The sequence below is a fragment of the Cognatilysobacter terrigena genome (assembly GCF_004361065.1).
GTDB classification, from domain to species: Bacteria; Pseudomonadota; Gammaproteobacteria; order Xanthomonadales; family Xanthomonadaceae; genus Cognatilysobacter; species Cognatilysobacter terrigena.
This window is the reverse complement of the sequence record NZ_SELT01000015.1, coordinates 35,257-60,898: the sequence shown is the minus strand read 5'-3', so window position 1 is coordinate 60,898 and position 25,642 is coordinate 35,257. Positions and strand designations below refer to the sequence as shown.

Genomic DNA, 25,642 nt, shown 5'->3' with positions numbered 1-25,642 from the left:
CCGGCGAGGAAAGACGCGATCGTACAAACCGCGCGCGGCCGATGTGTTGCCCGTGCGTGACGCTCAGTCGCCCCAGCTCCACTCGACACCGAGCGTCAGCGCGCGTCCCGCGCCCGGCTCGAAGTAGCGCCCGTTCGCGTCGTTGACGATGACCGAGCCGATGTAGTCGCGATCGAGCAGGTTGGCGATGCCGGCGAACACGCGGCCGTGGCCGGCGTCGTTGCGCATGCGGTAGCCGACGCTCGCGTCCAGCAGCGTGTAGCCCTCGGTGCGCACGTCACCCGCCGTGGTCGCGGTGACGCCGCCGACGCGCTGCCCGGTCAACTGCGCCTGCCATCCGGTGTCGCCGCCGTAGCGCAGCGCAGCCACCGCCTGCGAGCGTGGCACGCCCGGCAACGGCGTGCCCGCCGGCACCGTCGCGACCGGCGCACGACATCCGGTGCCGGTGCAGGCGGGGAAGTCGGACCGGAATTCGGCGTCGAGCCACGTGCCGGACAGATCGAGCCGCCAGCGCTCGGCCAGCGGAATCGCGAGCGAACCTTCGACGCCGCGACGCCGCGTCGGCCCCGCATTGCGGAACGTCGTGCGCCCGCCGACGCTGGTGTTCACCACGAGTTCGTCGCGCGTGTCGCTGTCGAACAGCGCGAGCTCGCCGCGCACGCAGTCCGTAGCCCAACGCGCACCCAGTTCCGCGTTGCGCATGCGCATCGGCCGCAGCGCGAAGTTCAGGCCGCTGCCGCCATCGCTCCGGTAGCCGAGTTCGTTGAACGTCGGCGTCTCGAAGCCGCGGCCGACCGAGGCGTACATCGACCACGCGTTCGAGGGCCGCCACGTCACGCCGATCACCGGCGACGTCGCCGAATAGGTGACGCGGCCGCTGTCGTCGGGATTGCGTGCGGTGATGTAGGCGTCGCGGGAGTCGAAGGTCACGCGGCTCGCGCGCACGCCGCCGCTCACGCTCCATGTCGGCGTGAGGTCCCACGTCGCCTGCAGGTACGGGTCGACATTGCGCACGCGATCGCGCTGGTCCTGCCGCAACGCGCCGCGCACGCCGACCTGCGTGCCGACGAAGTTCTCGTAGCCGCGGCGATCCTGGCGTTGCTGTTCGACGTCGAGCCCGAGCACGACGTCGAGCGGGCGCGCGGCGAGGTCGCGTCGCCAGGTCATGCGCGCGTCGAGGCCGGCGAACGGCGAGTCGAGATCGATCCAGCCGCCGGCGCTCAACGGGCTCACCTGCGCCGACGGTGGCGTCGACAGCACCTGTTCGACGTGGCGTTGCCCGCCATAGCCGAGCACGCGCAGGTCGGTCGCGCCGAACGAGCGCTCGAACACGGCACCGAGCTGCACCTGGCGCGCACTCTTGCGTGTGTCGAACAACAACGCGCTCGGGCTCGCCTGGCGCGGATCGGCGTCGACCTGTGCGCGCGTCAGGCCCTGCGGATCCTGCGTGTCCGGCGAATCGAAGGCATTGCCCAGCAGCGTGAGCTCGCCGCCGGCGACATCGAATCGCAGCTTCGCGTCGATGCTTTCGCGCCGTGAACGGCTGTGGTCGCGCCAACCGCCCGCGGCGAAATGCGAGGCGCCGATGGCGTAGTCGACGTTACCCATCGCGCCGCGTGCATTCGCGCCGACGCGCCACGTATCGAAACTGCCGATGGATGCGTCGACGCCGACGCGATCCGGCTCGCCACCGTCGGCCGTGGTGAGCTGCACCACGCCGCCCGCACCATTGCCGTACAGCGCGGCGAACGGCCCGCGCAGCACTTCGATGCGCTGCGCGTCGCCGAGCGGGAAATGCGAGACCTGCCCTTGGCCGTCGGGCATCGTCGCGGGAATGCCGTCGACGTACAGGCGTACGCTGCGAATGCCGAAGCTCGCACGCGTCCCGAAGCCGCGGATCGAGATCTGTTCGTCCTGCGCCCAGTTCTGTCGCGTGCGCGCGAGCACCCCGGGCACACCGACGAGCTTCTCGGCGAGCGTCGCGCCGTTACCCGCGGTCTCGAGCGCGCTGCCGTCGAGCACGCTTACCGCGGCAGGCGTGCGATCGACCGCACGCGGCGCGCGCGTCGCGATCACCTGCACGCGGTCGAGCTGCACGGGTGTCGAAGGGGCGGACTGCGCCTGCGCAACGCCGACGACGGCGAGTAGGCAACCGGGGAGGGATCGCATAGGGCGCACAGGGTAGTGACCGGCGACGCGGTTCGCGTGACGAACGGCCGCTGAACGATGCGCGTCGTGACGTCGCGCTTTCACGAGTGCTTGAAATCCCCGTGCCTAGCGTCGAAGGCGACCTCCAGGGAGTCGCCACCATGCTCGCCACGCTCGCCACCACGCCGCAGTTGTCCAACCCGCGCCCGCTCACCGAGCGCATGATCGCGCGCGAAGCCACCGACCTTTACGAGTTCCGTCGCGTGAACTACGCCGACGGCTGGGACGGCGACGACGCCGATCTCGGCTGGGTCGACGAAGAGATCGTCAAGCGCCCGCGCCGCCGCGCCGCGCACTGACGCCGCGATCGGAGCACCGCCTAGCCGCGGTGCTCCAACGCCAGGTAGTCGGCCGACTGCATTTCGATCAGGCGCGACGCCGTGCGTTCGAACGCACCGGCGAGCTTCTCGCCGCGATACAGCTCAGTCGGCGCACCGTCGGCGGTGCAGACCAGGTTGACGTGGCGATCGTAGAGCTCGTCGATCAGGTGCACGAACCGGCGTGCGGGATCGGCGCGGGTGTCGTCGAGTTTCGGAATGCCGCCGACGAACACGGTGTGGTGTTCGGTCGCGATCTCGATGTAGTCGCTGGCCGCGCGTGGGCCCTCGCAGAGCGCAGCGAAATCGAACCAGACATGGCCGTCGCTGCAGCTGCGCACCGGGATTTCGCGGCCCTCGATGTGCAGCGGCGCATGCGGCGTTGCGGCATGACCGGTGAGTTCCTGCCAGCGCGATGCGAGCCAGGCGTCGGATTCCGCGTCGAGCGGTGCGTGGTACACCGGTGATTTGGTCAGCGCGCGCAGGCGGTAGTCGGTGGTGCTGTCGAGGTAGAGCACCTTGGTGTTCGCTTCCAGCAGCTTGATCGCAGGGAGGAAGCGGTCGCGCTGCAGGCCGTCCTTGTAGAGGTTCTTCGGCTCGGTGTTGGAGCTCGTCACCAGCGCGACACCTTCCGCGAACAGGCGCTCGAGCAGGCGGCCGAGCAGCATCGCGTCGCCGATGTCGTTGACGAAGAACTCGTCGAGCACGAGCACGCGCAGGTTCTCGCGCCATTCCTTCGCGATGATCGCCAGCGGATCGCTCGCGCCGGCATGGCGACGCAACGCCTCGTGGACCTCGCGCATGAAGCGGTGGAAGTGCGTGCGCTGCTTTTCCGCGAACGGCAGCGATTCGTAGAAGAGGTCGATCAGGAAGGTCTTGCCGCGACCGACGCCGCCCCAGAGGTAGAGGCCCTGCGGTGTCGGCGGGCGCTTGCCCGACAGGCGATCGAACAGGCCGAGCTTGGGCGGATCGAGCAGCGCGGCCTGCAGGCGGTCGAGTTCGGCGAGCGCGGGGCGCTGCGCCGGATCGGCCTGCCAGTCGCCGCGCGAAACGCCTTCGTCGTAGAGCCGGGACGGCGTGCGGACCTCGCTCATGCGGCCGGGCCGGCGTCGGGCGCGGTCGATGCGCCGGTCGACGTCGCTTCGGGCAGCACCGCGTGCACGCCGTCCTTCATCGCCTGCCGCAGGTCCATCAGCTTGCCGTGGAAGAAGTGGCTGGCGCCCGCGATGCGGAACACCTTCGGCGGTGCGCGCAGCTCGGACAGTCGATCGAGCCAGTCGTAGACGCGCTGCGGTTCGACGATCTCGTCGGCGTCGCCCTGGATGACGAACCATGGGCCGGTGTAGAGGCCCATGTTCTCGAAGTCCCACGCGCGGCCGGCCGGCGGGGCGATCGAGAACAGCAGCTCGGGCTGCAACTCGTCGGCCATGCGCAGCGACACGAACGCGCCGAAGCTGAAACCGCCGAGCCACAGCGCCGCACCCGGGCGTTCCCGACGCACCCAGTCGACCACTGCGCGCAGGTCGTCGGACTCGCCGACGCCGTTGTCGAACGTGCCTGCGCTCTTGCCGACGCAGCGGAAGTTGAAGCGCACCGTCGTCGCGCCGAGCTCGCGCAGGGCGCGCGCGGCCATGGTCACGACCTTGTTGGTCAGGCTGCCGCCTTCGGTCGACAGCGGGTGGCAGACGATCGCGACGACGTCGCGCGGGGCGACGTCCGCATCCGGCGCATCGACGACGGCTTCGATCGGGCCGGCCGGGCCGTCGAGCGTGAGGGCCTGGGTGCCACCGGGCGGCAGCTGGGGGACTGCGGGATTCGACATGCGCGGCAGCGTACGCGGCGGGGCGTGGAAACGACGACGCCGCCCGGAGGCGGCGTCGTGGCGGAAGGCGCGGGGCCTTACTTGAGGTTGGCCAGCATCCAGTCGACGGTGGCGATGACCTGCTCGTCCGTCAGCGCCGGGTTGCCGCCCTTGGCCGGCATCACGCCCGCCGCGCCCTGGAAGCCCTCGATCGCGTGCTTGTGCAGCGTGTCCTTGCCCTTGGCGAGGCGCGCATCCCAGTGCGAGTGGTCCAGCGTCGGCGCGCCGCCGGCGCCCGAGCCGTGGCAGCCCGAGCACAGGTTGCCGAAGATGACCGAGCCGTCCTTCGTGCCGCCGTAAGCGACCTGCGAGGCGGCAGCGGCTGCAGCGGCGGCGGACGCGGCGGCCTGCTGCGCGGCGCCGGTCTGGCCCGCGTAGACCGCGCCGGTCGGCGCGATGCGCTCGCCGGTGATGCGCACCACCGACGGATCGCGGTCGTGCGGCAGCGAGCCGTTGATGTAGAGCGCCGCGAGGATGAGGCTCAGCATGATCAGCACGAGGAAGCCGATCACCATCGAAAACTTCTTGAGGAACACCAGGTCGTAATTGCGCACGATCCACCTTGTGCGCGCTTGCGGGCGCGCGGGGCCGAAATTGGGTCGGAGCGGTGGACGTCGCGGGGCGCCGCCACCAGGCGCGGCAGTTTATCACCGGCCCCGTGGCGACGGACCTGCACGGTGCCTCAGGACATCGGATTCGCCGGCGGCGGCGGGTCCGGCGGCAGCGGGATGAACTCGCCGTCGTCGAGGTCCGGCAGCTTCATGCGCCCGGCGCGCCAGTCGGCCTTGGCCTCCTCGATGCGTTCCTTGCGCGAGGACACGAAGTTCCATTCGATGAATCGCGGCCCGACCGCCTCGCCGCCGAGCGCCATCACCGTGGCCGGCCCGCGTGCGACGACTTCGGCGGTTCGGCCCGGCGTCAGCACCGCCATCTGGCCGACGCCGAAGCGCTGGCCGTCGATCTCCGCCTCGCCCCGGGCGACATAGAACGCGCGTTCCGGATGATCGGGCGGCAGCACGAAGCGCGCGCCGTCCTCGAGGTCGAGGTGCAGGTAGAACAGCGGCGACGCCCCGGGCACCGGCGCGACCAGCCCCAGCGCCGTACCCGCGATCAGCCGCCCGCGCACGCCGGCCTCGTCGAACGCCGGCAGCTGCGCGGCGTCGACGTGCACGAAGCCGGGGTCGGTTTCTTCGAGATGGTCCGGCAGCGCGACCCACGCCTGCAGCCCGTCCAGCCGGTCGCCCTGCGCGCGCGCCTTCTCGAAGCGTTCCGAATGGGTGATGCCGCGCCCCGCCGTCATCCAGTTCACCTCGCCCGGGCGGATCGCCTGCTCGGAGCCGACGCTGTCGCGATGCATGATCTCGCCGTCGAGCAGGTAGGTGACCGTCGACAGCCCGATGTGGGGATGCGGGCGTACGTCGACGGTGCGCGGGATGCCCGGCGGGAAGTCGGCCGGCCCCATGTGGTCGAAGAAGATGAAGGGCCCGACCATGCGATGCAGCGGCGCGGGCAGCACGCGGCCGACCTCGAAGCCGCCGAGATCGCGACGGCGGGCGGGAATGACGAGCTGGATCATGGGCGCGGCTCCGGTGCGGACGTCGTCGTTATAGGCGCGATGCGCCGTGCCGGCGAGGTCGATGGATGGAACGGGCCGGTGCGGCATTACGACCGGCGGTTGCACGCGGGCGCGTCCGCTCCACAATCGCGTGACTACAGGGGAGCGGACATGATCGAGGTCGAAGGCCTGACCAAGCGCTACGGCGAGTTCACCGCCGTGGACCAGTTGTCGTTCGCGGTGCGCCCCGGCGAGGTGATGGGGCTGGTCGGCCCCAACGGCGCCGGCAAGACGACGACGCTGCGCTGCGTCGCCGGCATCATCCCCGCGTCGCTGGGCACGATCCGCCTCGGCGGCGTCGATCTCGCGAAGGATCCGGTTGGCGCCAAGCGCACGATGGCGTTCATTCCCGACGAACCGCGGCTGTTCGACTACCTCACCGTCGCGCAGCACCTCACCTTCGTCGCGCGGTTGTACGGCGTGGCCGACTACAAGGCGCGCGGCGACCAACTGCTGGCCGACCTCGAGATGGCCGACAAGCAGGACCTGCTGCCGACCGAACTCTCGCGCGGCATGAAGCAGAAGCTCGCGATCGCCTGCGGCCTGCTGCACGGGCCGAAGGCGGTGATCTTCGACGAACCGCTCACCGGCCTCGACCCGCGCGGCATGCGGCGCATGAAGGACATGATGCGCAGCCTCGCCGCGAGCGGCGCGTCGATCATCCTGAGCTCGCACCTGCTCGGCCTCGTCGAGGAAGTCTGCACGCACCTGCTCATCCTGAAGGACGGGCGTGCGATGGCGAATGGGCCAGTCGCCGACATTCGCGCGAAGTTCGCCGGCGACGGCGCCACGCTCGAAGACGTGTTCTTCCTCGCCACCGAAGACGCACCCGGCGCGACGCGCGCATGAACGGCGTCGTCCGTGCGTTGGCCTACATGCAGACGGTGTCGCTCGCCAACCGCGTGCGCCAGCGTGTTCGCCGGCTGAAGCAGCCGAAGTACCTGATCGGTGCGATCGCGGGCGTCGCGTATTTCTACGGCGTCGTGTTCCGCCACATGATCGGGCCGAACAGCAACCACGTGCGTTTCATGGCGATGCCGGACGGCATGGGCACCGTCATCGCTTCGCTCGCAGCGCTGGGCACGCTGCTGTTCATGTTGTCGGCGTGGATCTTCCCGAGCGATCGCGCGGTGCTGCGTTTCAACGAAGCCGAAGCCGCGTTCCTGTTTCCCGCGCCGATCTCGCGCACCGGCCTGATCCACTTCAGCGTGATCCGCTCGCAGCTGATGCTGTTCGTGTCGGTGTTCCTCCTGTCGCTGCTGCTGCAGCGCGGGCGGGCGATGGGCATCAACCCGTTCCAGTACGCGACCGCGCTGTGGGTCATCGTCGCGACGACACGCCTGCACTTCCTCGGCGCGTCGTTCACGCGCGAACGTCTGCTCGATCTCGGCGTGCGGCCGATCTGGCGTCGCATCGCGGGTGTCGCGCTGCTGGTCGCGCTCGTCGCCGTCTGCGTCGTCTGGGCGCGCGACCACGCACCGCTGCCGGGCAACCTCGAGGGGCCGCGCCAAGTGACGGCGTACGTCGCCTCGGTGCTCGACGCCGGCCCCGCGCACTCGGTGCTGATGCCGTTCCGTGCGCTGACCGCGCCGATGGTCGCGACGTCCACCGCCGCGTTCATGCGCGCGATGCCGTGGGCGCTGCTGCTGTTCGCGCTGCATTACGCGTGGGTCGTGCGTTCGCAGGTGTCGTTCGAAGAGGCGAGCATGGCGCTCGCGACGCGCCGCGCCGAATCGGCCGCAGCCAAGCGCGACGGTCGCAATGCGCTGCGTGCGCCGCCCAAGCGTGCGCGCAAGGCGCCGTTCAAGCTCGCGCCGCGCGGCTTCGCGCCGGTCGCGTTCCTGTGGAAAGGCCTGATTGCCGCGGGCCCGTTGTGGCGTGCGCGCTCGCTGCTCATCGCCGTCGTGGTTGTGCTCATCGCGACGCAGGCGTTGAGTGCGAATCCGGTCGGCGCGGCGTTCCTGAAGGTCATCGGCATCGTCAGCCTCGCGATCGCCGGGTGGAGCGCGATGGTCGGCCCGATGTTCGTGCAGGGCAGCCTGCGCACCACGCTCGACCAGCTCGACGTGCTGCGCGCGACGCCGCTGCGCGGCTGGCAGATCGCGCTCGGCCAGCTGCTCGCGCCGATCGCGATGCTGGTGCCGGTGCAGTGGCTGATGCTGCTCACCGCCGAACGCGCGTTCTCGAACGTCGCGTGGTTGACGCCCGGTCTCGTCGCCGCATTCGCGATCGCCGCGATCGTGCTCGCACCGGCGGTATGCGCGGTGATGCTATGCGTGCCGTTCGCGGGCCTGCTCGTCTTCCCGGGATGGAACCCCGGCGGCCGCGGCGGCGGCGTCGAGGTGATGGGCCAGCGCATGATCTTCGGCGGCGTCTACCTGATCACGCTCGCGATTTCGCTGGTGCCGGCGACCATCGTCGGCGGTGCGTTGCTGTGGGGCGTCAAGCTGGTCGCTGGCTGGCCGCCCGCGATCGCCGTGGCCGCGATTGCCGGTGCGGCGGTGCTCGGTGGCGAAGCGATGCTGATGGTGCGCTGGCTCGGCGGCCGCATCGAACGCTTCGACGTGTCGACCGAGCTGCGCTGAGCGATGTGTCCTCAGCGTCCGTCGTCGAGGCGTGCGTGCGTGAGTGAGGGTTTCGATTGCGCGGGCCAGTCGCGATCGTTCGCGACCTGCGCGTCCCGTCGGCTCGCGTCCAGCGCATCGACATCGAGATCCGCGATCGCCCACAGCGCATCGCCGCGCGTGCGCGCCACGATGCCGTCGGCCGGCAGGCCGCGATCCATCGGTGCGTAGAGCGTCGCTTCGCCCGTGTTGACGTCGAGCGCCGGGCTCCATGGCGCCTCGCCGGCCGTCACCGACTGCGCGACGAACATGCGGTTTTCCAGCGCACGCGCAAGGCAACCGACTTCGACGCGACGTGCGCCGGCATCGGTGTCGGTGCAGCTCGGCACCAGCAGCAAGCGGGCGCCGGCTTCGGCCTGCGCACGCACAGGCAACGGGAACTCGCTGTCGTAGCAGACCGCGATACCGGCCCGGACGCCGTCGACGTCGATCACGCGCAGCGCGTCGCCACCGTCGATCACACCGGTCTGCTTTTCGAACGCGGTGAGCTGCAACTTGTCCTGGAACCCGCGGCGACCGTCCGGCGCGAACCACCACGCACGGTTTCGATAACGCCCGTTGCCGATGTCCGTGAGAAACGTGCCGGGCTGGATGACGAGGTCGAGCTCGCGCGACAGCGCGGCGTAAAGATCGAGCCACGCATCGCGATAAGCCTGGATCGCGGCGAGCGATGCATGCAGGTCGCCGGCGATTGACGGTTCGAACGTCGCCGCGAGCTCGAGTGCGAGGTATTCGGGCAGCACGGCGATGCGTGCACCGCCGCGTGCTGCCTCCTCGAGTACCGCGCGCTGTCGTGCCACGAACACCTCGAAGTCGGCCGGCGTGCCGATCGGATACTTGGCGACGGCGACTTTCATGCGGCCTCCAGCGGGCGCAGCCAGAACGTCAGCGGCTTTTCGCTTTCGTGGTGGTCGCCGACTTCTTTCCACGACAGCCGCATCGTCATCTCCGGCTGGCGAACATAACCGCGCTTCGTCCAGAACCCCTCGTTGCCGCGATGGTCGCGGGGACGACGTGGGTCCGCCGCGTCGCGATCGACCGCCGCGAATGCGGTCCAGTCGAAGCGACCCAGCGCGCGCGCATGCGCTTCGCGCCGGTCGAAGAACGCATGGCCGAGCCCACGGCCGCGATACGCCGGCAGCAGCACCGACTCGCCGCAGTAGAAGACCTGCGACGCATCGATCCCGCGCTCTGCGAACGGCGCGAGGAATGCGGGTTCCTCGTCGGCGAGAGGCAGCCCCGTCGACGCACCGACGACGCGGTCGCCATCGACCGCCAGCACGAACACGCTGTCGGTGCTGCGCACGTACGTTGACAGGTACTGCGCCTCGTAGTCTTCGTCGCCGTCGTAGAGATACGGCCAGTCGCGGAAGACGGCGATGCGCAGGCGTGCGACGTCGGCCAGGCGGGCGCCGATATCCGGCCCGCGCACGGCCTCGACGCGCACGTCGCCGACGAACGTCATCAGCCGCCCACCTGCGCGATCCAGTCTTCCAGGTTGTAGTAGTTGGTGACGCGTGCGATGCGGCCGTCGCGGATGTCGAAGAACGCGCCGCCCGGCAGCACGTAGGTCTGGCCCGTCGCCTTCGGCAGGCCTTCGTCGTCCGCCTTGTAGGTGCCGTGCACGACGTACTCGGCGCCCGCGCGCGTGCCGTCGGCGTTCGCGAGCACAACGATGTCGGTCAACCGCTCGCTGTAGCTGCGGTCCATGCGCTGCATGAAGGCGCGGAACGCGTCGCGGCCCACTTCGCGCGCGCCCTGGTTGAGGTGGTGCACGACATCGTCGGTGAGCATGGCGAGCATGGCCTCGCGATCGCCGCGGTTGAACGCGTCGTAATAGGCGTGGATGAGGTCGACCGTCGTCATCGAAACGCTTCGCAGGGGAGACGCCGCAGTCTAGCCAGCACCGGCGTGCGCAGCGGCGACGATCCTGCGACGGCGCATTGCATGCGCGCGCCGGCTACAGTCGGCCTATCGCCCGCCGGAGCCGCGTCATGTCGACCGCCCACACCGACCTCACCGCGCACCGTTGGTTCGGCCGCGCCTATGCGGAGTTGCGCGAAAGCGAGCGACGCGTGATCGACCTGGCGACGGAGCGGCGCCTGCTCAGCGCGGACACGAACCTCGCCTTCGACGGCCGGCTGACGCTGGGCGACCGGCTCGCCGATCGCGTCGCGAAGTTCGGCGGCTCGTGGACCTTCATCATCATCTTCGCGTTGGTGCTCGTCGCCTGGGCCGCGCTCAACACGCGCATGCTCGCGCACCCCTTCGATCCCTACCCCTTCATCTTCCTCAACCTGATGCTGTCCATGCTCGCCGCCGTGCAGGCGCCGATCATCATGATGAGCCAGAACCGGCAGGCGTCGAAGGACCGGCTCGACGCCGCGCACGACTACGAGGTCAACCTCAAGTCGGAGATGGAGATCATGGCGCTGCACGAGAAGCTCGACGCGATGCGCGACGCGCAACTGGCCGATCTGCTGCGGCGTCAGGAGGAGCAGCTGGCGATGATCCGCGCGATCGTCGAACGACTGGACGCGCGCTGAGTCGTTCGCTCAGAACAGCCAGCGCACGTTCGCCTGCACCAGCAGTTCGCGCTGGTGCGGGTCGAGGCCGTCGAAGCGACGCTGGTTGCGCGTGCTGTCGATGTGCAGCACTTCGCCGGTCACGCGCCAGCGATCGTCGGGGCGCCAGTTGAGCGCGAGCGTCACCGCATGGCCGTGTTCGTCACGCGCCTGCGGGCCGCCGCCGGGCGTCTGCTTCGCCTGGAACAGGTCGAAGCGCGCCGCGGGCCGCCATCGCCCAACGTCGCGCGCCGCCAGCACGTAGCCGGCGGCGAAGTGCGTGTCCAACTGGAAGCCCGGCAACGGCTCGATGATCGTGCTGCCGCGCATGACCTGCGCGATGACGACGGTGTCGCCTACGCGATGCTGCGCGCCGACGTTCCAGAACCTCGTGCGCCAGCCGTACAGCTCGCGACCGGCGTAGTCGACTTCGCGCGCGGGATCGGCGCGGTTGTCGTAGACGATCGCAGTGACGCGACTCTGCGCCGGTGACTGCCAGTCCACCGCCGCATACGCGCCCAGGCGATGGTCGAGCTCCAGGTACGGACGGAAGCGGATCGGCGGCGCGGTGCCGAACACGGCCGCGACCGCGTCGGGCTCGCGCAGGCTGCCGTCGAGGCCGGAGACGATGTCGTGCATCGCCCAGCCGCGCGTGGCGAGCAGTTCGCCTGCGGGATCGTTCTTCTGGAACACCGCGAGACTCGCGCTCAACGTGCCGCGCGCGCCGCGATGTTCGACCTGCCCTTCGACGCCGAGCGTGCGCAGTTCTTCGCCCACCCAGGTGTTCACCGCGGACGGCGTGATCGTGTACGGGCTGGTCCAGCCGATCGCGTCGTTCTCCAGCGAGATCGGCGGGAAGAACATGCCGGCCTTGACCGAACCGCGCCATGCGCTCGTAGACACCGGCCGCCACCGCAGCCAGGCGTCGAGCACGTCGAACGGCTTGCGCGATTCCGGCGTGTAGCGCACTTCCGCGGAGGCCAGCAGCGTCGGCGCAAGTTGCCAGTCGGCGAGCAACGCACCATGCACGTCGAAGTGGCCGTCGTCTGCACCGAGGCGCGCCTTCCCGAAGCCGCCATCGAAGCCACTGGCGCTGTCGGACGTCGTGGCGCCGACGCGCGCATCGATCGCGCCCTGCACGTGGAACGACTGTGCGAGCGCTGCGGGGCCGAAGGCGCTCGCGAACACCAGCGCGGCGAGCGACAGCCGGCGCCGGCGAACGATGTGTCTTCCGAACCTCATGCCGACGCCCCCACCGCACGCGTCGCGACGAACGCATCGAACGCCGCCGCGTTCATCGGCCGCGCGATCAGAAAGCCCTGCGCGTGGTCGCAGCCGATGCCGGCGAGATAGTCGAGTGCCGTCGGATCTTCCACGCCTTCCGCGGTGACGTGATAGCCGAGCGCATGCGCGAGCTCGACGATCGACTTTACGATCATGCGGTCCTCGCGCGACTGCGCGAGCGGCGCGACGAACGCGCGGTCGATCTTCAGCTCGCGCACCGGCAGGCGGCGCAGGTAGGCGAACGACGACTGGCCGACGCCGAAGTCATCGATCGACAACGCGATGCCGGCGTCGGCGAGGCGATGCAGAACGGGCAACGCGGCGTCGGGATCGCGCATCAGCGCGCTTTCGGTGATTTCCAGCACGATGCGTTCGGCCGGGACCTGATGCGTCGCGAGCAACGCGGCGATGCGGCGCGGCAGTTCGGTGTCCTCGAGATCGCGCGCCGAGACGTTGATCGCCACGCGCACGGCATGGCCCGCGGCCTGCCAGCGACTGGCCTGCGCGATGCCGGCGTCGAGCACCCAGCGCGTGAGGCGACGGATGTTGCCGGTCTCTTCCGCGAGCCCGATGAACAGGTCCGGCGCGAGCGGGCCGCGGTCGGGATGCGACCAGCGCACCAGCCCTTCCGCACCGTCGATGCGGCCGCTCGCGAGATGCAGCTTCGGCTGGTAATGCAGTGCCAGCGAATCGCCGCCCAGCGCGCGTTGCAGATCGCCCATCAGCGACAGGCGTTCCGGGCGATGTGGATCCGTCGCGGCGTCGTACACGGCGACCGGTTCGTCCGCGCCGAGCGCCGCGATCAGCGCGACATCCGCACGACGCAACAGCGTCGCCGCATCGCGACCGTGCAACGGCGACAGCGCGATACCGACCGCGGGTGCGAGATCGAGCCGCAGTTCCGCTTCGCGATACGGATCCGACAGCACGTCGATCAGGCGCAGCGCGAGATGGTGGACGTCCCGGTGCGAAGCGTTCGGCAGGAACACCGCGAACTGACTGTCGGTGACGCGCGCGATGAGCGCGGCGCCCGCGGGCGCGCGCAGGCGCTGGCCGACGTCGTGCATCAGGCGGTCGCCGACGCCATGCCCGAGCGTCTTCACGATCGCCGGTGCGCGCTCGAGACCGATCATCAGCAGCGCGGCCTCGCCGCCGGCATCGTCGAGTGCGCGCTGGATCGACGCTTCCGCCGCGCTGCGATTGGCGAGGCCGGTGACGGGATCGTGCGTCGCCTGATGGACGATGTGCGCCTCGCGTTCGCGGATCGCCTGCGTCATCGAATCGAACGCCGCGGCGAGCGCGCCGATCTCGTCGTCGCGCGCCGGCGCATCGACCGGCGCGTAGTCGCCCGACTCGATGCGGCGTGCGGACGCGGCGAGGCGTTCGACCGGACGCGATACACCGCGTGCGATCAGCCAGGCGCCGGCAAGGCCGACCGCAAGACCGAAACCGAGCAGGCCGGCCCATGCGATCGCGACCGCGCGATACGGCTGCAAGGCGGCGTCGACCGAATAACCGAGCACGGCTGCGACCGCGGGACTGTCGCGCGAATGATCGAGTGCGACCGCCTGCACCACGTATTCGCGGCCGTCGAGCGTGGCGAGCTCGGGCGACGTCGGCAGCGTGTCGCCGTGCGCCGCGAGAGCGGGCGTCAGCGCACCTTCGCCGCTGCCGTGCGCGATCGTGCGCCAGCGTCCACCGTCGCGCGCGGCGAGTTCGACTTCCTTGGGCAGCGCCGACTGCGCCTGCAGTTTCGCGAGCAACGCGTCGTCGACCGGGATCGCCGCGGCGATGAAGCCCACGAGATCCGGCGCGAACACCGGCACCACCACCATCCAGCTCGCATGTCCGTTCGCTGCGACCACCGCGGATGCCGGCTGCTGCGGCGCGCGCGCGACGAGGTCGGCGTACGGAAATGGCGTGCCTTGGGCAAAGCGTCCCGCGGTGTCGGCTTCGACGCGGCCGTCGAGGCCGACCAGCAGCATCTGCGTCGCACCGACGCGGCGCCCGTGATTGCGCAGCGCGGACAGCACGGTGTCGCGATCGCGCTGCGCGATCGCCGAACGCAACGCGAAGTCGAGCGAAAGCACCTGCACGCTCGACGCGACGCGCGCCGACAGGTCGTCGAGCTGGCGGGCGAACGCACCGGACGCGATGTCGAGCTGGCGACGGCCTTCGTCGATCAGCGCGCGGCGCGTGACGCCGTAGACCAGCCCGGCGGTCAGCGCCTGCACCGCGATCAGGATCGCGACGAGGAACAGCGCGAGGCGCGTGCGGAAAGTCATCGGCTCAGTACCGCGTGCGCTCGCGGTCGAACTGGAAGCGCAGGTCGGGGAGCAGCGTCACCGTGAACGGCGCGCGGCGGCGATCGTCGGCAGCGAGCGCGACGTTGGCCTGCACGAGATCGGGTTTCGCGGGCGGCAGGCGCGGATGCCAGACGCGCACGTCGTAGGCGCCCGCGGGCAGGCCGTCGAACACCACGTGGCCGGTCGCATCGGTGCGCGCGGTCCACGGCGCATCGGTGACGTAGAGGTAGGCGATCATGCCGTCGTGGATGTTGCAGCCGATGGCGACCACGCCCGTGCGCGGCAGCTTCACCGCGGGCGCGCTCGCGTTCGGCGCGATCACGTATTCGAACTGCTTCACCGGCGAGAACGAATAGACGTGGTGGCGCGTCGTGTCGCTGTTGCGGAACACGACCGAATCGCCCGGCCGCGCGACCTCGACGTAGGGCCGGAACATCAGCTGCTTCTGGTCGATCGAATGCGTCGTCGACGCGCCCGGCTTCGGGCCGGCGCCGTCGCGACGCAGCAGCGTGACCACCGCATCGGCAACGGGCTTGCCCTGCCGATCCGCGACGTCCACCGTCAGTTGCGCTGCCATCGCCTGGCCGCCGGCGATCATCGCCAGCAACGCGCCCAGTCCCGCACGAATCCGCATGCCGTCCCCTCCGGCGTCGCTCGGGCCGCAGCCCGCGTCCAGCCTACACCCGCCTCCGGTGCGGCGACGGTTCTCGATCAGGCGTTATCGGCGCGTGGCGGCGAACCTTGATCACGCAAGCGATGCGACACGCGTCGCGGCCAACGCGTTCAGCCGAGGAGGGGCAGGCCCAGCGGGCGCCGGTTCGCGTCCATGCCGAGCCCGTACATCAGCGATCGCGCGATGCGCTGCGCATGCTCGACGAATCGATCCGCCTGCGCCGGCGTGAGTTCCTCGCGCGCGGTGGTCTCCCACAGCGCCAACCAGTCGGCGAAGTGCGACGCCTGGATCGGATGCGGTCGGTGCATCGCCATCGGCCGCCCGCGATAGCGCGAGGTCGTGAGTTCGATCGACGACCAGAAGTCGACCAGCGTCGCCTTGTGCGCGGGCCAGTCGTGGATCGCGGGATTGAACACGGCGCCGAGCGTCGGATGCGCCTGCACGCGCTCGTAGAAGCGGTCGACGAGCCGGGCGATGTCGGCTTCGGTGAGTGCGGTGTCGGTCATCCGGACAGTGTCGCCCGGCGCGGCTGCATCCGGGCTGGATCGAAGCGGCAGGCGAGGTGCGTGGGACATGCACATGCGTTCGACGAATCGAAAGCGGCGAATGCGCACGTGGGAATGGCGCGCCTGGAGGGATTCGAACCCCCGACCAACGGCTTCGGAAGCCGCTACTCTATCCGGCTGAGCTACAGGCGCACTGCGTGACCGCACGCGGCCGGGCCGCGCGGGACGGGCATTCTAGCTGCAATCGCCCGGGCCGGGGCCGCCCGCCGTGAATGCGACATACGCGCCTCGACGCTTACCCTGTCCTGCCGCGAGCGCGGCGTCGCGATGATCCGATGAGCGTGTCGTCTCCTGCCCGATCCGAGCCCACCGGCTGGCGCCGGAAGCTGTCGCTGTACTGGGCGCTGGTGCGTGGCGATCGCCCGATCGGCTGGCTGCTGCTGCTGTGGCCGACGTGGTGGGGCCTGTGGCTCGCGGCGCGTGGTTTGCCGCCGCTGTGGACGCTCGTGGTGTTCTCGCTCGGCGTCTGGCTCACGCGTTCGGCCGGCTGCGTGATCAACGACTACGCCGATCGCTGGCTCGATCCGCATGTCGAGCGCACGAAGAACCGTCCCCTCGCGACCGGCGAAGTGCGCGGTCGCGAAGCACTCGCGGTGTTCGCGGTGCTGATGCTCGTCGCGTTCGCGCTCGTGCTCACCATGAACGGGCTGACGATCGCGATGAGCATCGTCGGCGTCGTGCTCGCCGCGAGCTATCCGTATCTGAAGCGCTACACGTATTTCCCGCAGGTGTATCTCGGGATGGCGTTCGGCTGGGGCATTCCGATGGCGTTCGCGGCGATTCGCGGCCATGTGCCGACGGTCGCGTGGGTGCTGTACGCGGCGAACATCGTGTGGTCGACCGCCTACGACACCTGGTACGCGATGGTGGATCGCGAGGACGACCTGCGCATGGGCAGCAAGTCGACGGCGATCCTGTTCGGTCGGCACGACCTGCTCGCGCAGTCCATCCTGTATGCGCTGTTCTTCGTGCTGCTCGCGGCGGTCGGCGTGATGGGTGCGCTCGGGCCCGCCTACGTCATCGGGCTCGCCGTCGCGATCGCGCTGGTGGTGTGGGAATTCCGCATCGCGCGGCATCGCGAGCGCGACGCCTGCTTCCGCGCATTCCTGCACAACCACTGGGTCGGCCTCGCGGTCTTCGCGGGGCTCGCGCTCGATCTGGCGTCGCGCTGATCAGCCCCAGGTGACGCGCGAGGCGTCGCGATGCGTCGTGTCGACAGGCGCATCGACAGCGTCGTCGATCGTGGCGTCTTCCTCGTCTTCCCAGCTGTAGCGCACGCGCGGCGGCATCGGGTCGGCATGTCGTGCCCACAGTCCGCCGATCACGCCACCCACGGCGCCGCCGAGATGCGACTGCCACGAGATGCCCGGCTCGTGCGGCAGCACCGACATCAATGCGCCGCCAAACAGCGTGAGGCCGAGCATCGCCGCCGCGACGGCCGGACGATCGCGGCGCACGAGTCCGAGCGTCAGCACCATGAAGAGCAGGCCGTTGATCACGCCGCTCGCGCCCAGATGGAACGAGCCGGTCTCGCCCAGCCACCACGCGCCCAGCCCGGAGCCGATCCATGCCAGCGGCACCGTGCGCATCAGCGCACGCGGGTACTGCGCGATCGTCAGCGTGCCGAGCAGCAGCAAGGCGATCGCGTTGCTCGCGATGTGGTCGACCGACCCGTGCAGCAGCGGCGCGGTCAGCACGCCGCGCAGGCCGTCGACGACGTGCGGCCGCACGGTCCACGCGCCGACGTCGAACGTCGACTGCGCGGAATAGACCGCGAGAAGCGCCAGCACGGCCGCCAGCGATAGGTTGAAGGCCCGTCGCCAGCGGCGCCGGTCGAGCTGGCGTTGCTGCGCGGGGTCGACGGGCGGTGCAGGCGTGTGCAGGTGCATTCAGGCGACGTGGCGCCGCCGGCCGGGGTTTGCAAGGCCGGCGGCGCGCTCCGTCAGGCGGCAGGCGTGGAACGCTGTGGGCGCAGCAACGACAGCGCAACCGTCGCACCGATAATCGCGACGACCACGCCGAGCGACACCATCACCGGCAGGTGGATGACGTCGATCGCCAGCATCTTCGCGCCGATGAAGACCAGCACGACCGCGAGGCCATACGGCAGCAGGTGGAAGCGATCGGCGAGACCCGCAAGCAGGAAGAACATCGCGCGCAGGCCGAGCACGGCGAACACGTTCGACGTCAGCACCACGAACGGATCCTTGGTGATCGCGAAGATCGCCGGGATCGAGTCGACCGCGAAGATCACATCGGTCACCGCGATCAGCGCCATCACCACGAACAGCGGCGTGTAACGGCGGATGCCGCCTTCGCGCACGACGAATGCATCGCCGCGGTAGCCGTCGGTGAGCGCAAGGTGGCGGCGCATCCAGCGCAGCACCGGATTCGCCTCGAGGTCGGGCTGCTTGCCCGCGGCCGCCCACATCTTGAAGCCCGTGAGCAGCAGGAACGCGCCGAACACGTAGAGAATCCAGTGGAACTTCGCGAGCAGCACCGCGCCGGCGAAGATCATCACGCCGCGCAGCACGATCGCGCCGAGCACGCCCAGCACCAGCACCTTCTGCCGCTGCGGCTCGGGCACGGCGAAGTAGGTGAACAGCATCAGGAACACGAAGATGTTGTCGACCGCCAGCGACTTCTCGATGAGATAGCCGGTGAGGTATTCGAGCGCGATGCGCTGGCCTTCGGCGTCGCCGTAGCGCTGTGCGGCGATCCACCACAGCCAGCCGCCGAAGGCGAGCGCGACCGCCACCCAGCCGACGCTCCAGCCGAGCGCCTCCTTGAAGGTGACGCGATGCGGCCCGCCGTGGCGCATGAGCATCAGGTCGGCGAGCAGGGCGACGACGACGAGGCCGCCGAAGGCGGTCCACATCAGGGGGGAAGCAATGGTTTCCATGGCGAACTCCGGAACGCGGATCGGACCATGGCGAGGGAATCGACGGACGCACCTTCGCCACGATGGGCGAAGGTCTTGCTCACAGCCTGATGAGGCTGCCGCTGGACCGGAGCGGATGCTCGTATTGACGATCCAGGCGCGTGGGAGCTACTCCCCTTCGGCGCGAAGCATAACCCAACGGGATCAAAACCCGGTGACACCTACAATAGGCGGATGAACGAATTGCCCGTCGTCCGCCTCAAGAACGCGTGGAAGTCCACGCACCCGTGGATCTTCCAGCGCCTGGTCGACAAGCCGGCGCAGCGGCCCAAGCCGGGCGCCATCGTCGATGTGGTCGGCGTCGACGGCGAGTGGATCGGCCGTGGCTTCTACAACGGCCACTCGCGCATCGCGGTGCGCATCCTCGAGACGCATCCGGACGTCGCGGTCGACGAGGGCTGGTTCCGACGCAAGATCGCGGCGGCGGTGTCGCTGCGCCGCGACGTGCTCAAGCTCGACGACGTGAGCGACGCCTGGCGCGTCGTGCACAGCGAGGGCGATGGGCTCTCGGGCCTGGTCGTCGATCGCTATGCGGACCTGATCGTCGTCGAATTCTTCTCGGCCGGCATGTTCCGCCACCGCGAATGGATCTACGCCGCGCTCAGCGAACAGTTCCCCGGCTGCCGCTTCTTCTCGTTCGCCGACGAGCACGTGCAGAAGCAGGAGAGCTTCGACTTCCGCGTGCAGTCGGCGGTGCCGCCGGCGATCATCACCGAGCACGGCATCCGCTTCCGCGCCGATCCGTCCGGCGCGCACAAGACCGGCTTCTTCGCCGACCAGCGCGAAAACCGCCAGTGGCTGAGCCAGCACGTGCACGGCAAGACGGTGCTCGACCTCTGCTGCAACACCGGCGGCTTCGGCGTCTACGCTGCGGTGCGTGGCGCGAGCGAAGTCACCGGCGTCGACATCGACGACGACGTGCTCTCGATCGCGAAGGCGAACGCCAAGCTCAACGACCAGCGCATCAAGTTCGTGCAGGCCGACATCTTCCCGTGGCTGCGCGATGCCGGAAATCGCGGCGACGCGTACGACGTCGTCGTGCTCGATCCCGCGAAGATGACGCGCGATCGCGACCAGGTGATCCCGGCGCTCAAGAAGTACCTCGACATGAACAAGCTGGCGCTCGGCGTGACCAAGCCCGGCGGCCTGCTCGCGACGTTCTCGTGCACCGGCCTGGTCAGCGAGGAGCAGTTCCTCGACATGCTGCGTCGCGCAGCGTTCTACGCGAACCGCACCGTGCAGATCCTGCGCGTGTCGGGCGCCGGCGCGGACCACCCGGTGCTCGCAAGCGTGCAGGAGTCGCGCTACCTCAAAGCGGTGTTCTGTCGCGTGCTCGACTGAGCGGCGCGCTCACCACGCGAGAACCAGCGCGGCGGCCGACGCCAGCAACGCGAGCGAGGCCAGGGCGATCGACAGTCGCGCCATGCGCAGTGCGCGCCCGTTGTCGGCGTCCAGTCGCTCCTGCCTAGGCGCGGCGGCTTCCAGCGGCAGCATCACGTCGCCGCCGTCACGCAACAGCGCCAGCACGCGCGCGACCGTCGCCTCGTCGAAGCGGTACGGATCGAAGGTCGACAGCCCGCGCTCGGCGAGAAGCGCTCGCATCGGTGCGTCCAACGGAACGTATTTCATCGACCAGCTGGCGAATCCCGTGCGCTCGATCGGACGGCGCGACAGCACCTTGAGGTCGGTGTGCCGCGGGTCGTCGAGCAGAGCGGCATACAGGCGGTCGACGTCCGCCGCGCGGCCTTCCAGGCACTGGAAGAAGCAGCCGTCGCCGAAGTAGAGCGCGCCCACCAGCCCGCGTCGCGGATTGTTGATGCGCGACTGGGCGAGGATGCGCGCCACGCTGGGTTCGATGCCGCGCTCGGCGGGCATGACCGGAAAGGTCGAACGGCTGACATAGACGATCTGGATCAGGTCGGACACCGCGCATCTCCGCTTGCTACGCCATGGGCAGGACGACACGACGCGCCGGGCGCCGGGTCGATGACCTGCAACGACACGACGACCCGTCCGGATGCAGTCGGCGCCGGTGCGCGGCGCGGTTTCGTGACGACCTGCCCGATCCGCAGGCGGGCTATCGCCGCCGCGTGGGCGCAGATCACTCCTTTTCGCGCCTCTCGTACCAGAGCCGAAGGTGTTCGCGTGAGCGCAGCACGCGGCGGCCGCGCAGCGCGAGCCTGCCCAACAGCACGAGGTGTTCGCCCGGGCTGAAGGTCTCGAGCTTGCGGGCCGAGGTCCACACCGGCTCGCGCAGCAGGACGAAGCGACCGACCTTCGCGAGCGCGCGGCTCATCGCCACGTCCTCGCCCGCATACCAGCGTTCGTCGAAGCCGCCGGTGGCGACGAAGGCCTCGCGCGTGCAGAACAGGAAGCAGCCCGGCGCGATGCGTGTCAGGCGCACCAGCGCCAGCCCGGCAGCCAGCGCGATGCGGTGGCGCAGCGGCCGCCCGCCCTCGAACCGCACGCGTCCGCCACCACCCACGGCGCCATCGCCCACCGCGGCGAGTGCAGCCGCGACGGTGCCGGGCGGCACGAGGGTGTCCGCGTCGACGAAGACGAGCACCGGACCGCCCGCGGCACGGGCGCCCGCGTTGCGCGTCGCGGCGATGTGCCGGTGCTCTACCCGAACCACGTGCGCACCGCAGGCGCGTGCGACGTCGGCGGTCCCGTCGCGCGATGCGTCGTCGACCACGACGATCTCGTACGGCACGCCGCAGGCGACGGCCGCGGCATGCAGGGCCTCGAGCGTCGCGGGCAGCCGCGGCGCCTCGTCATGCGCGGGGACGACGAACGAGAGCATCGCGCCATGCTGTCAGAATCGCGGTGACGCGATGTCGGCACGGCCGCTCGCCACCCTGTCGCAGACCCGCGTGAACCGCCGTCTCGATGGGTGAGACCCGAAACGATCTACTGTGGCGCCGATCCGCGCCGTGCGAGCCCGCCATGACCGCTTCCGCCTTCGTCGTCATCGCCCTCGCCGCGCTCGCGCTGGCGTTCGTGGCCGTCGCCCTGTGGCGGCTCCAGTCGCGCGGCTTGCAGGACCCGCGCCTGCCCGCACTGCAGGCCGAGCGCGACCGCCTCGCAGTGGAACTGGGACAAGCGCAGGCGCGTGCGCGCGAAGATGGCGAGGCGCTCGGTGCGTTGCGTGCCGCAGTCGCCGCGCACGCGCGCGTCGAAACCGAACTCGTGCAGCTGCGCGAACAGCTGGAGTCCCTACGCGCCGCGCTGGAGGACGAACGCGTCGCGCGGTCCGCCGCCATCGCCGAACTCGACGATCGCAACGCGCAGCTCGAGGTCGCGCGCGCGCAGGCGCAGGCGGTCGACGCGCAGCTGGCGACGTTGCGTGGCGAACATGCGCAGGCCACCGCCCATCTCGAACACGCACGTCGCCAGCACGAGGAGATGCGCACGTTCGTCGACCAGGCGCAGGCCAAGCTGTCCGACGCGTTCGCGCAGATGGCCGGCAAGGTCTTTGCCGAGCGCGGCGAACAGTTCGAGAAGAACGTGCGCCACGCCACCGTGCAGTCGAAGGCCGACATCGAGACGCTGCTCAAGCCGTTCGCCGAGCAGCTCAACCAGTTCCGCCAGCGCGTCGACACCGTCTACAGCGAGGAGGCGCGCGAACGCGCGACGCTGGTCGGCGCGGTCAACGAACTGCGCACGCTCAACCAGGACATGGCCGCGCAGGCCGCCGCGCTCACCAAGGCGCTGCGCGGCAACGCCAAGGTGCGCGGCGACTGGGGCGAACTGATGCTCGAGAACGTGTTGCGTGGTTCGGGCCTTGAGGAAGGCGCGCATTACGAGCGCCAGAAGCAGGGCAGCGACGACGAAGGCCGCGTGCTGCGTCCCGACGTCGTCGTGCGCCTGCCGGGCGATCGCTGCGTGGTCGTCGACAGCAAGGTCAATCTCGTCGCCTGGGAAGAGGCGATGAACGCCGATACGCCGGAGGCACAGACCGATGCGATGCGTCGTCATGCCGTCGGCCTGCGTCAGCACGTGCGCGACCTCGCCGATCGCAACTATCCCAAGCTTATCGGCGAGAACGCGCTGGAAGTGACCATCGCGTTCGTGCCGATCGAGGGCGCGCTGTCGGCGGCGCTCGGTTTCGATTCCGCGCTGCAGTCCGAGGCGTTCGAGAAGGGCGTGGTGTTCGCGTCGCCGAACACGCTGATGGCGGTGCTGCGCGTGGTCGAACGCCTGTGGACGCGCGACCGCATCCAGAAGCAGGCGCGCGAGATCGGCGAAGCCGGCGGCCTGTTGCTCGACGCGCTCACGAGTTTCCTCGCCGAGTTCGACCGCGTCGGCAGCAAGCTCGACGACGCGAGCAAGGCCTACCTCGACGCCCGCAATCGCCTCAGCGACTCACGCCAGGCCGTCATCCCGCGCGCACGCCGCCTCGTCGCACTCGGCGCACGCGGCAAGCGCAAGGTGTCGGAGGAATTGCTGCCCGAACTCGACGAGATCGCGTTCGCGGCGGAGACCGATGCCGTGCGGCTGACGACGGACGAGCGCTGACTAGCGCGAAACGCGATCAGTTGCCCGGTCGCACCGGCATCGCGTTGACCGGAATGATCGGGGCGTCCTTGAGGTAATCCGGCAGGTTGTCGCCGGCCTCGCCGTTGATCTGGTACATGCGGCGCTGCATCCACGCGTCGCGCACCAGCGTGTAGTCGTCCTGCACGCCTTCGCGCAGCGCGTCGGTCGACATCAGCTGCGCGCGCAGGTCGACCAGTTGCAGGCCCTGCAGCGGCACGCGGATCTTGTCTTCCTCGAGCCCACGCATCGGAGACAGAGGCGCGTCGCCGACCATGCCGACGATGTCGCGGAACGTGCGCGGCCCGAACAGCGGCAGCTCGACATATCGCGAGCGCTTCCAGCCCCAGACGCCGAGCGACTGGCCGAAATCCTCGTTGCCGTTTTCGAGATGCGCGTCGGTGGCCGGATCGAAGAGGCCGCCGATGCCGAGCGTCGAGTTCAGCAGGAACCGGCCCGCCGCATGGGCGGCGAGCTTGGGCTTGCCCTGCAGCAGCGCATTCACCGCGGTGATCGGCTGGCCGAGATTGCTGAAAAAGTTGCTGACGCCGCTGCGCACCGGGCGTGGCACCGCTTTGACGTACGCCTTGGCGAGCGGATGCGCGACGTAGCGATCGACCGCGTTGTTGAGGCGATGGATCTTGCGGTTGTACGGCTCCCACGGATCCCACACGACGCCGGCCTGCCCGCGCGCGACGTCGGTGCTGCCGGTCGGGCCGTAGAGGTCGTTGAAGTCGCCTTCCGCGGCGGTCGCGTTCGTCTCGCTCTGCGCTTCGGCGTCCGCGGTCGCGCTCGCGTCCGTCGGTGGCGGCGTTTCGGTCGACACCGCCTCGCCGGTAGGCGGCGGTGTTTCTGTCGTTACAGTCGCGTCCGTCGCAACGGCATCCGTCGGTGTCGACTGCATCGTCACGTTGACGTCGGATGTCGGCTGCGTCGGCGCGACGTCCTGGGTCGTCGGCTCGCTCGCCGTCGTGTCCGTCGGCGGCGTCGCGGTCTGCATCGCCGCAGCTTCGCCGTTGGAAGTCGTTGGCGATGCCGACTGCGACGTCGCATTTTCCGATTGCGTCGATGTCGCGTCCTGCGCCCACGCCGACGCGGTCGCGACCATCAGGGCGACGGCAAGTACGGAGCGGGTCGGCGCGCCGATGCGGCGGCCGCTACGGAATGCGGGGCGGGTCATGCCGGCATTTTAACGGCGGGCCCGGAGCCTGAGGCCCCGGCCGCGTTCAGCCACTGAAACCGAGCGATCCATCGAGGCGATAAGCCGCGCGCAGGTCGGCCAGGCCGGCGGGCTCGCCGTGGACCGCGAGGCCCGAGGCTGCGAGGTCGGCAAGGAGCGCGACACCCGCGCTGTCCACGGACTCGACGCCGGTGACGTCGACCCGCGAGGCGCCGGTACGCTGCGTCTGCAACGCACGCCAGGTCGCAGCGACGGCCGCCCGGTCGAGGCGGCCGTCGATCTTGAGCACGTCGCCGTCGCGGCGGACGCGCGTCTCGCTCATCGCTTGGCCTGCGCCTGCAGCTTGCCGGCCTTGAGGTCGGCGGCGACCTGTGCGATCGACGCGCGCGACAGCGGGCCGTCGAACTGGCTGCGGAAGGTCTGCACGAAGCTCACGCCTTCGACGAGCACGTCGAACACCTTCCACTGGCCGTTGACCTGGTGCATCAGGTAGTCGACCGGCACCGGCTCGCCGCCCTGGCGCAGCATCTGCGTGGAGACGCGCGTGGCCTTGCCGTTCGCGATGCTGGTCTCCGACTTGATGCGCACGGTGAGGCGCGTGTTGAAGTCGAGCAGCGACGAACCGTAGCGCTGCATCAGGTTTTCGCTCAGCGCGTCGGCGAACGCCGAGACGTCGGCATTCGACGCACCGCGGCCGTGCGCGCCGAGCACGAGGCGGGCGGCGTAGTCGCGGTCGAACATCTGGTTGAACTCACCCGACACGAACTGCTTGAGCGCCGTGCGGTTCTTGGTGAATTCGGCGCGGCGCGATTCGAGCGTCGCGAGCACGCGCGTGCTGTTGTCGAGCACGAGCTTCGACGGCGTGCCGAGTTGCTGCGTCGCGGCGGGCGGCGCGGCGGTGGCCATGGCGATGGGCGCGACGGCGAACGCGGCGGACATCAGGACGAACAGGGCAGTGCGCTTCATG

26 protein-coding genes and 1 tRNA gene are annotated in these 25,642 nt (G+C 69.8%); 7 read left to right on the top strand and 20 right to left on the bottom strand.

Translation table 11 applies throughout. From position 1 onward, the window contains the following. Positions 1 to 63: 63 nt before the first annotated feature. Positions 64 to 2,169: a TonB-dependent receptor family protein gene (locus EVS83_RS10015; protein ID WP_133500907.1), complete on the bottom strand. Its 2,106-nt coding sequence runs from the start codon at positions 2,167 to 2,169 to the stop codon at positions 64 to 66. A 140-nt stretch (positions 2,170 to 2,309) separates the two neighbouring features. On the opposite strand from EVS83_RS10015, the gene EVS83_RS10010 reads away from it, so the two are divergent. After that, positions 2,310 to 2,507: a hypothetical protein gene (locus tag EVS83_RS10010; RefSeq protein WP_133500906.1), complete on the top strand. Its 198-nt coding sequence runs from the start codon at positions 2,310 to 2,312 to the stop codon at positions 2,505 to 2,507. A gap of 20 nt (positions 2,508 to 2,527) precedes the next feature. On the opposite strand, the gene zapE is transcribed toward EVS83_RS10010, so the two are convergent. The 4 genes from zapE to EVS83_RS09990 all read right to left on the bottom strand — a co-directional run bounded on the left by zapE (position 2,528) and on the right by EVS83_RS09990 (position 5,962). Further along, positions 2,528 to 3,619 carry a cell division protein ZapE gene (zapE, locus tag EVS83_RS10005; RefSeq protein WP_133500905.1) on the bottom strand — a complete coding sequence of 364 codons (1,092 nt, stop codon included), beginning with the start codon at positions 3,617 to 3,619 and terminating at the stop codon, positions 2,528 to 2,530. Then, positions 3,616 to 4,347 carry an alpha/beta hydrolase gene (locus tag EVS83_RS10000; protein ID WP_166636871.1) on the bottom strand — a complete coding sequence of 244 codons (732 nt, stop codon included), beginning with the start codon at positions 4,345 to 4,347 and terminating at the stop codon, positions 3,616 to 3,618. Before EVS83_RS10000 ends, zapE begins: the two co-directional genes overlap by 4 nt. 77 nt (positions 4,348 to 4,424) lie before the next feature. Then, entirely contained in the window at positions 4,425 to 4,940 is a 516-nt protein-coding gene (locus EVS83_RS09995; protein ID WP_133500904.1) for a c-type cytochrome, read from the bottom strand. A 128-nt stretch (positions 4,941 to 5,068) separates the two neighbouring features. Continuing rightward, entirely contained in the window at positions 5,069 to 5,962 is an 894-nt protein-coding gene (locus tag EVS83_RS09990; protein WP_133500903.1) for a pirin family protein, read from the bottom strand. Between the two features lie 150 nt (positions 5,963 to 6,112). Here EVS83_RS09990 and EVS83_RS09985 point away from each other — a divergent pair, with 150 nt between their 5' ends. Both EVS83_RS09985 and EVS83_RS09980 read left to right on the top strand, forming a co-directional pair. Continuing rightward, entirely contained in the window at positions 6,113 to 6,850 is a 738-nt protein-coding gene (locus EVS83_RS09985) for an ABC transporter ATP-binding protein (RefSeq protein ID WP_133500902.1), read from the top strand. After that, positions 6,847 to 8,586 carry a putative ABC exporter domain-containing protein gene (locus tag EVS83_RS09980; RefSeq protein ID WP_133500901.1) on the top strand — a complete coding sequence of 580 codons (1,740 nt, stop codon included), beginning with the start codon at positions 6,847 to 6,849 and terminating at the stop codon, positions 8,584 to 8,586. Before EVS83_RS09985 ends, EVS83_RS09980 begins: the two co-directional genes overlap by 4 nt. 11 nt (positions 8,587 to 8,597) lie before the next feature. On the opposite strand, the gene EVS83_RS09975 is transcribed toward EVS83_RS09980, so the two are convergent. From EVS83_RS09975 to EVS83_RS09965, 3 genes are read right to left on the bottom strand one after another with little or no spacing between them, the layout of a single operon-like run. After that, positions 8,598 to 9,482 (bottom strand): carbon-nitrogen hydrolase family protein, encoded by an 885-nt coding sequence (locus tag EVS83_RS09975; protein WP_133500900.1) that lies wholly within the window; start codon positions 9,480 to 9,482, stop codon positions 8,598 to 8,600. Next, positions 9,479 to 10,090, bottom strand: a complete 612-nt coding sequence (locus EVS83_RS09970) for a GNAT family N-acetyltransferase (protein ID WP_133500899.1) — start codon at positions 10,088 to 10,090, stop codon at positions 9,479 to 9,481. The genes EVS83_RS09975 and EVS83_RS09970 overlap by 4 nt, the downstream gene beginning before the upstream one ends. Next, entirely contained in the window at positions 10,090 to 10,491 is a 402-nt protein-coding gene (locus tag EVS83_RS09965) for a ketosteroid isomerase-related protein (RefSeq protein ID WP_133500898.1), read from the bottom strand. The genes EVS83_RS09970 and EVS83_RS09965 overlap by 1 nt, the downstream gene beginning before the upstream one ends. A gap of 128 nt (positions 10,492 to 10,619) precedes the next feature. On the opposite strand from EVS83_RS09965, the gene EVS83_RS09960 reads away from it, so the two are divergent. Continuing rightward, on the top strand, positions 10,620 to 11,171 hold the full coding sequence (locus EVS83_RS09960; RefSeq protein WP_133500897.1) for a DUF1003 domain-containing protein: 552 nt from the start codon (positions 10,620 to 10,622) through the stop codon (positions 11,169 to 11,171). 9 nt (positions 11,172 to 11,180) lie between these two features. Here EVS83_RS09960 and EVS83_RS09955 read toward each other — a convergent pair whose 3' ends face one another. From EVS83_RS09955 to EVS83_RS09935, 5 genes are all read right to left on the bottom strand, one after another. Then, positions 11,181 to 12,431 (bottom strand): hypothetical protein, encoded by a 1,251-nt coding sequence (locus EVS83_RS09955; RefSeq protein ID WP_133500896.1) that lies wholly within the window; start codon positions 12,429 to 12,431, stop codon positions 11,181 to 11,183. Then, complete coding sequence (locus EVS83_RS09950) at positions 12,428 to 14,758, bottom strand: putative bifunctional diguanylate cyclase/phosphodiesterase (protein WP_133500895.1); 2,331 nt, start codon at positions 14,756 to 14,758, stop codon at positions 12,428 to 12,430. The genes EVS83_RS09955 and EVS83_RS09950 overlap by 4 nt, the downstream gene beginning before the upstream one ends. 4 nt (positions 14,759 to 14,762) lie before the next feature. Continuing rightward, positions 14,763 to 15,413, bottom strand: coding sequence for a carboxypeptidase regulatory-like domain-containing protein (locus EVS83_RS09945; RefSeq protein ID WP_133500894.1), 651 nt, complete (start codon positions 15,411 to 15,413; stop codon positions 14,763 to 14,765). 149 nt (positions 15,414 to 15,562) lie between these two features. Continuing rightward, positions 15,563 to 15,958: a group III truncated hemoglobin gene (locus EVS83_RS09940; protein ID WP_166636870.1), complete on the bottom strand. Its 396-nt coding sequence runs from the start codon at positions 15,956 to 15,958 to the stop codon at positions 15,563 to 15,565. A gap of 115 nt (positions 15,959 to 16,073) precedes the next feature. Beyond that, positions 16,074 to 16,150, bottom strand: a tRNA-Arg gene (locus EVS83_RS09935). 149 nt (positions 16,151 to 16,299) lie between these two features. On the opposite strand from EVS83_RS09935, the gene ubiA reads away from it, so the two are divergent. Then, entirely contained in the window at positions 16,300 to 17,190 is an 891-nt protein-coding gene (gene ubiA, locus EVS83_RS09930; RefSeq protein ID WP_246022858.1) for a 4-hydroxybenzoate octaprenyltransferase, read from the top strand. Here the strand turns inward: ubiA and EVS83_RS09925 are convergent, their stop codons facing one another. Both EVS83_RS09925 and EVS83_RS09920 read right to left on the bottom strand, forming a co-directional pair. Next, positions 17,191 to 17,907, bottom strand: a complete 717-nt coding sequence (locus tag EVS83_RS09925) for a rhomboid family intramembrane serine protease (RefSeq protein WP_133500891.1) — start codon at positions 17,905 to 17,907, stop codon at positions 17,191 to 17,193. Between the two features lie 53 nt (positions 17,908 to 17,960). Then, the gene (locus tag EVS83_RS09920) at positions 17,961 to 18,920 is read right to left on the bottom strand and encodes a TerC family protein (RefSeq protein ID WP_133500890.1); all 960 of its coding nucleotides are present in this window, start codon (positions 18,918 to 18,920) and stop codon (positions 17,961 to 17,963) included. Positions 18,921 to 19,133: 213 nt separating this feature from the next. Between EVS83_RS09920 and EVS83_RS09915 the strand changes: the two genes are divergently transcribed. Next, positions 19,134 to 20,300: a class I SAM-dependent rRNA methyltransferase gene (locus tag EVS83_RS09915; protein ID WP_133500889.1), complete on the top strand. Its 1,167-nt coding sequence runs from the start codon at positions 19,134 to 19,136 to the stop codon at positions 20,298 to 20,300. Positions 20,301 to 20,309: 9 nt separating this feature from the next. Here the strand turns inward: EVS83_RS09915 and EVS83_RS09910 are convergent, their stop codons facing one another. Together EVS83_RS09910 and EVS83_RS09905 are read right to left on the bottom strand one after the other, a co-directional pair. Next, positions 20,310 to 20,885 carry a BLUF domain-containing protein gene (locus EVS83_RS09910; protein WP_133500888.1) on the bottom strand — a complete coding sequence of 192 codons (576 nt, stop codon included), beginning with the start codon at positions 20,883 to 20,885 and terminating at the stop codon, positions 20,310 to 20,312. 175 nt (positions 20,886 to 21,060) lie between these two features. Beyond that, on the bottom strand, positions 21,061 to 21,762 hold the full coding sequence (locus EVS83_RS09905; protein ID WP_133500887.1) for a glycosyltransferase: 702 nt from the start codon (positions 21,760 to 21,762) through the stop codon (positions 21,061 to 21,063). A 143-nt stretch (positions 21,763 to 21,905) separates the two neighbouring features. Here EVS83_RS09905 and EVS83_RS09900 point away from each other — a divergent pair, with 143 nt between their 5' ends. Next, entirely contained in the window at positions 21,906 to 23,477 is a 1,572-nt protein-coding gene (locus EVS83_RS09900) for a DNA recombination protein RmuC (RefSeq protein WP_133500886.1), read from the top strand. 16 nt (positions 23,478 to 23,493) lie between these two features. Here EVS83_RS09900 and EVS83_RS09895 read toward each other — a convergent pair whose 3' ends face one another. The 3 genes from EVS83_RS09895 to EVS83_RS09885 form a co-directional block, all read right to left on the bottom strand. Further along, positions 23,494 to 24,495, bottom strand: a complete 1,002-nt coding sequence (locus EVS83_RS09895; RefSeq protein WP_133500927.1) for an MlaA family lipoprotein — start codon at positions 24,493 to 24,495, stop codon at positions 23,494 to 23,496. Between the two features lie 226 nt (positions 24,496 to 24,721). Then, positions 24,722 to 24,997, bottom strand: coding sequence for an STAS domain-containing protein (locus EVS83_RS09890; RefSeq protein ID WP_133500885.1), 276 nt, complete (start codon positions 24,995 to 24,997; stop codon positions 24,722 to 24,724). Beyond that, positions 24,994 to 25,641 carry an MlaC/ttg2D family ABC transporter substrate-binding protein gene (locus EVS83_RS09885; protein WP_133500884.1) on the bottom strand — a complete coding sequence of 216 codons (648 nt, stop codon included), beginning with the start codon at positions 25,639 to 25,641 and terminating at the stop codon, positions 24,994 to 24,996. Before EVS83_RS09885 ends, EVS83_RS09890 begins: the two co-directional genes overlap by 4 nt. Position 25,642: the final 1 nt, after the last annotated feature.